We start from the raw sequence: 4,617 nt of genomic DNA, 5'->3' as shown, positions 1-4,617 counted from the left end.
GGGGTGGAGGCGTGCCCCCGTACCCCGCTGGTGGGGGGGTCCCCCCCCCCCCCACCCCCCCCCCCCCCTCCTCCCCCTCCCCCCCCCCCCCCCCCCCTGGACCTGGGTGGTCGCCGACGCCGTCGGCGCCGACCGCGTCATCGCCCTGGACCTCAACGACGCCATGCTCCACTGGCTGCGCGGCCGACTGCCACAGGTGACCGCGGTCCGGGCCGACGCCCTCGAACTGCCCGTCGCCGACGCCGGCCTGGCCGCTGTCAACTGCTGGAACGCCCTGCAGGCGATGCCGGACGCGGCCCGGGCGATCGCCGAGATCGGCCGCTGCCTGAGGCCGGGCGGCACGCTGACCCTGATGACCTTCCGTTGGGCCGACGACCCGGTGTACCGCTACTTCCAGCGCTCGCACATCTTCCCGGCCCGGCCCGAGGGGTACCTGCTGTTCGAGCCGCAGGAGATCCGGTCCTGGCTGGCCGCCGCCGGGTTGAGCGTGGTCGAGGAGTCCGGTCCGGGAACGTTCGTGTTCCTCACCGCGAAGCGGGAGGCCTGAGGCGTGGGAGGCGATGGCCGGATCGTCATCGAAGCACTGTTCGCCGACCACCCGTTCGAGGGGTTCCTGGACCCGGTGCGCCGGCGGGCCGCGGAGTTCGGCGCGGCGCATCCCGAGTACGAGGTCCGCGTCTCGACGTACCGGTACTGGACCGAGACCGGCCGCGAGGATTTCATCCGCGTACTGGACCAGGGCCGCGTTCCGGCGCTCGTCGACGTCTTCTTCATCGAAACCCAACATGCCCGCGACGCGGTCGCCGCGACCGGCGGGCCGCTGTTCACCCCGGTGCAGCGGGCGGTCGGCGGGCGCCGGGAGATCCTCGGCGAGCCGGTGGTCCTCGACGACCTGGTCGACACCGCGCGCCGCTACTACAGCTACGACGGCGAGCTGGTGTCGATGCCGTTCAGCGTCTCCACGGGCCTGCTGTACGCGAACATGACGATGCTGCGGGCGGCCGGAATCACCGAGGTGCCGCGGGACTGGGCCGGGTTGGAGGCCGCCTGCCGGGCCGTCGTGCGCGCGGACGGCGGTCCATCGCATGCCATCACGTGGGCTGTCGACGGCTGGTTCTTCCAGGATGCCGTGTGTCAGCAGGGCGGCCTGCTGGTCGACCACGCCAACGGCCGGTCGGGCCGGGCCCGGAAGGTGGACCTGGCCTCGGAGGAACTCCTGGCCTGGGTCACCTGGTGGCAGCGGCTGCACAAGGACGGCCTGTACCTGCACACCGGCGTGGCCCAGGACTGGGCGGGCACGTTCGAGGCATTCGTCGAGGGCCGGGTGGCGTTCCTCGGCAACTCCTCGGTGATGGCCCAGCCCGTGGTGTCGGCCGGGGCGGAGGCGGGCATCGAGGTCGTCGCCACCGGCTTGCCGCGCAACGGCGCCGTGCCGTACTCCGGCCACGTCCTGGGCGGCGACTCCCTGTTCCTGGCCGCCGGGCTGTCGCCGGAGGTGGAGGACGGCGCGCTGGCGTTCCTGCAGTACCTGCTCAATCCGGAGGCCGCCGCGGCCTGGCACAAGTCGAGCGGTTTCATCCCGGTGACGCACGGCTCCCACCGCCTGCTGGAGGCAGAGGGCTGGTTCGCCGAGAAGCCGCACCATCTGGAGGCGTGCAGGCAGCTCGGCGCCTCCGACGGATCGCCGGCCGCGACCGGCGCGCTGGTCGGTGAGCTCTGGGGCATGCACGCCGACCTGGTCCAGGCGATGAGGGACGTGCTGGAGCAGGGCGCCGACCCCGTGCGGCGGTTCGCGCGGGCGACGGTCACGGCGCAGCGACGGCTGGACGACCACAACAGGCGGACCGCCGAACGGCACGCGGCGCGCCGACCCGACGCCACCGGGCTGCCGCCGCGCACGTCGGAGCGGGAGCCCGGCACGACCTGAGACGCGACGGGCCGCCCGCTCCGCCGACGCCGGACCAGCCTCTCCGTGCCTGCGGCGGCGGTCGGCCCACCGCCGGGCCGTGGTGGGCGAGACCTGGAAGCGCCCGGCTGCCCGCCGGAGCGCCCGGCCCCCCTCGGCCGCACAGCGGGCCGGGCGCAGGCGGCCGGTCTCGGTCAGGAGCTAGCCCACCGCCTTGCGGATGGCGTCGCGGGTGCGGTCGATGACGGCCGCCACCGGGCCCACCGCCACGTTCTTCAGGGCCGTGTCGGTACCCGGGTGCGGCCGGGTGGGCGCCAGGGCTTCGGCGGCCCGTACGGCACGGGCCAGCGACTCCAGCCGACCCTCGTCGGCGACCTCGGCGAGCCGCGCGAACTCGTAGCGCTCCTCGTTGTCGGCGTGTGCGAGCACGTCCCGGCGCAGCGCGGCGAACCGGGCGTGGAACTCGGGCGAGTCGGTGTCCATGTCCTCCAGCAGAGCGAGAACCTGCTTGGCCTTCTCCTCCTCCGCGATCCGCTCCCCGACGATCGTCTCGCCGTCGTCGAGGTGGCTGCGGGCGAAGGGGTGCACGACCTCCTCCTCGGCGGTCTCGTGCACCGCGAGAAGCCGGACCAGGTCGTGGAAGTGCCGCCTGCGGTCCTCGCCCGCGCTGCGCGCCACCTCGTCGAACAGTGTCCGGATGCGCGCGTGCTGTGCCTCGAGCAGTTCCACCACGTCGGTGCGCTGGGTCATCCTCTTCCTCCTGTCGGGGGGCCGTCCGGTCCGCGGGCGGGTACCCGACGCGAGGGCGGGCGCACGCGGCTCCTCGCCGCCGTGCGGACGGCGTCGGACGGCGTTATGCGCACGCGCGCGCGGGTACCCGGCGGCCATGGAAGGCTTGGATCATCTGGAGCATCTGGACAAGCACCTGGTCGACGAGCTGGCGCAGGTGGCGCGCGAGACCGTGCGCGACGAACTGCGCGAACAGACTCGCAAGCAGCGGCGTACGGCGATGCTGTACGCGGCGTCCGGCGCCGCCGCCCTCTACGCCGGCGCTGCCCTCGCCCTCACCGTGGGCCTCGCCCTCGCCCTCGGCATGCCCGGCTGGGTCGCCGCTCTGATCACCGCCGTGATCCTCGGAGCCGTCGCCTACGCGCTGCGCGCCGCCGCCCGGCCGCACCCGTCCCGGCAGGCTCCGGAGCACGGGGCCCAGCACGGCGCCCAGCACGGGGCCCACGCGGCCGGACGGGCCGCGGGCCGTGGCTGGGGCACCGGCGGCCACGCAGGCGGCCACGCGCCGGGCAGCCCGGCCGGCGGGGCCGGCACCTCCTACCCGTCGGCGCCGCCTGCCGCGCCGCCCGTCTCGCCGCCGACTTCGTGGCCTGCGGCGCCGGGCGGCGGAGCCGGGGCGTCGGGCCCGCCGGCAACCGGTCCCACCGGACCCGGCACGGGCACCCCGGCTCCCCGGCCGGACGACATCGACCCCGAGCCGCCGCACCACAGGGCGTGACGCGTGGTGCGCGGGCGTTGGGGCGTACCCCTGCCGAAGGGGCGCAGGACGGTCGTCGTGACGGGGGCCAGCGGCGGCGTGGGACGGGCCACGGCCCTGGCCTTCGCCGCCCGGGGTGACCGGGTCGCCCTGCTGGCCCGGGGCCGCGAGGGACTCGCCGGGGCCGCCGACGAAGTGCAGCGCGCCGGGGGCGAGGCGCTGGTCGTCCCGGTGGACATGGCGGACGCCAAGGCCGTCGACGACGCCGCCCAGCGGGTCGTCGACGTGTTCGGGCACATCGACGTGTGGGTCAACGACGCGTTCGCGGGCGTGTTCGCGCCGTTCACCGAGATCACCCCGGACGAGTTCCGCCGGGTGACCGAGGTGACGTACCTGGGCTACGTGTTCGGCACCCGGGCGGCGCTGCGGCACATGCTGCCGCGCGACCGGGGGACGATCGTGCAGGTCGGCTCCGCGCTGGCCTACCGCGGGATTCCGCTGCAGTCGGCGTACTGCGGCGCCAAGCACGCGATCCAGGGGTTCAACGAGTCGCTGCGCTGCGAGCTGCTGCACGCGCGCAGCGGGGTCCGTACGACGATGGTGCAGCTGCCCGCCGTCAACACCCCGCAGTTCGACTGGGTGCTCAGCCGGATGCCGGGGCAGGCGCGGCCGGTGGCGCCCGTGTACCAGCCGGAGGTGGCGGCGCGGGCGATCGTGCACGCCGCGTCGCACGGACGGCGGCGCGAGTACTGGGTCGGCGGCTCCACGGCGGCCACCCTGATCGCCAACGCGGTGGTCCCCGGCCTGCTCGACCGCTACCTCGCCCGCACCGGCTTCGACTCCCAGCAGGACCGGGGCGGGCAGGGCGGACCGCCGAACCTGTGGACGCCCGTGGACGGGCCGCACGGCCGGGACCACGGGGCGCACGGACGCTTCGACTACCAGGCGATCGCGCACAGCCCGCAGGACTGGGTCTCCCGCAACCGGGGACGGATGGGAGCCGGCCTGGTCGTCGGCGGCCTGGGCGCCGCGGTCACCGCCGGTCTGCGCCGGGCCAAGGCCCACAAATGACACGAGCGACAACGGGCGACAACGAGTGACACAGGAGGGGGGGGGGGGGGGGGGGGGGGGGGGGGGGGGGGGGGGGGGGGGGGGGGGGGGGGGGGGGGGGGGGGGGGGGGGGGGGGGAGGGGGGGGGAGGAGGGGGGGGGGGGGAGGGAGGAAA

General features: G+C 75.5%; 5 protein-coding genes and 1 pseudogene. 4 read left to right on the top strand and 2 right to left on the bottom strand.

The annotated features are described in order from the left end of the window. Nucleotides 1–106 precede the first annotated feature (106 nt). Entirely contained in the window at nt 107–547 is a 441-nt protein-coding gene (locus ACZ5GT_RS40585) for a class I SAM-dependent methyltransferase (RefSeq protein WP_469036929.1), read from the top strand. 3 nt (nt 548–550) lie between these two features. Beyond that, nucleotides 551–1,927, top strand: coding sequence for an extracellular solute-binding protein (locus ACZ5GT_RS40580; protein WP_469036926.1), 1,377 nt, complete (start codon nt 551–553; stop codon nt 1,925–1,927). A gap of 6 nt (nt 1,928–1,933) precedes the next feature. Here ACZ5GT_RS40580 and ACZ5GT_RS40575 read toward each other — a convergent pair. Then, nucleotides 1,934–2,104: pseudogene (locus tag ACZ5GT_RS40575) on the bottom strand (helix-turn-helix domain-containing protein); the annotation flags it as partial. Nucleotides 2,105–2,107: 3 nt separating this feature from the next. Continuing rightward, nucleotides 2,108–2,656, bottom strand: coding sequence for a hemerythrin domain-containing protein (locus tag ACZ5GT_RS40570; protein ID WP_469036924.1), 549 nt, complete (start codon nt 2,654–2,656; stop codon nt 2,108–2,110). Between the two features lie 136 nt (nt 2,657–2,792). Here ACZ5GT_RS40570 and ACZ5GT_RS40565 point away from each other — a divergent pair, with 136 nt between their 5' ends. Continuing rightward, on the top strand, nt 2,793–3,413 hold the full coding sequence (locus ACZ5GT_RS40565; protein ID WP_469036922.1) for a phage holin family protein: 621 nt from the start codon (nt 2,793–2,795) through the stop codon (nt 3,411–3,413). 6 nt (nt 3,414–3,419) lie between these two features. Continuing rightward, entirely contained in the window at nt 3,420–4,463 is a 1,044-nt protein-coding gene (locus ACZ5GT_RS40560) for an SDR family oxidoreductase (protein ID WP_469036931.1), read from the top strand. The last annotated feature ends 154 nt before the right edge of the window (nt 4,464–4,617 follow it).

The organism is Streptomyces sp. NPDC031340 (genome assembly GCF_055569945.1).
The sequence above is the reverse complement of the archived record's forward strand: the minus strand, read 5'-3'. Positions and strand labels throughout refer to the sequence as shown.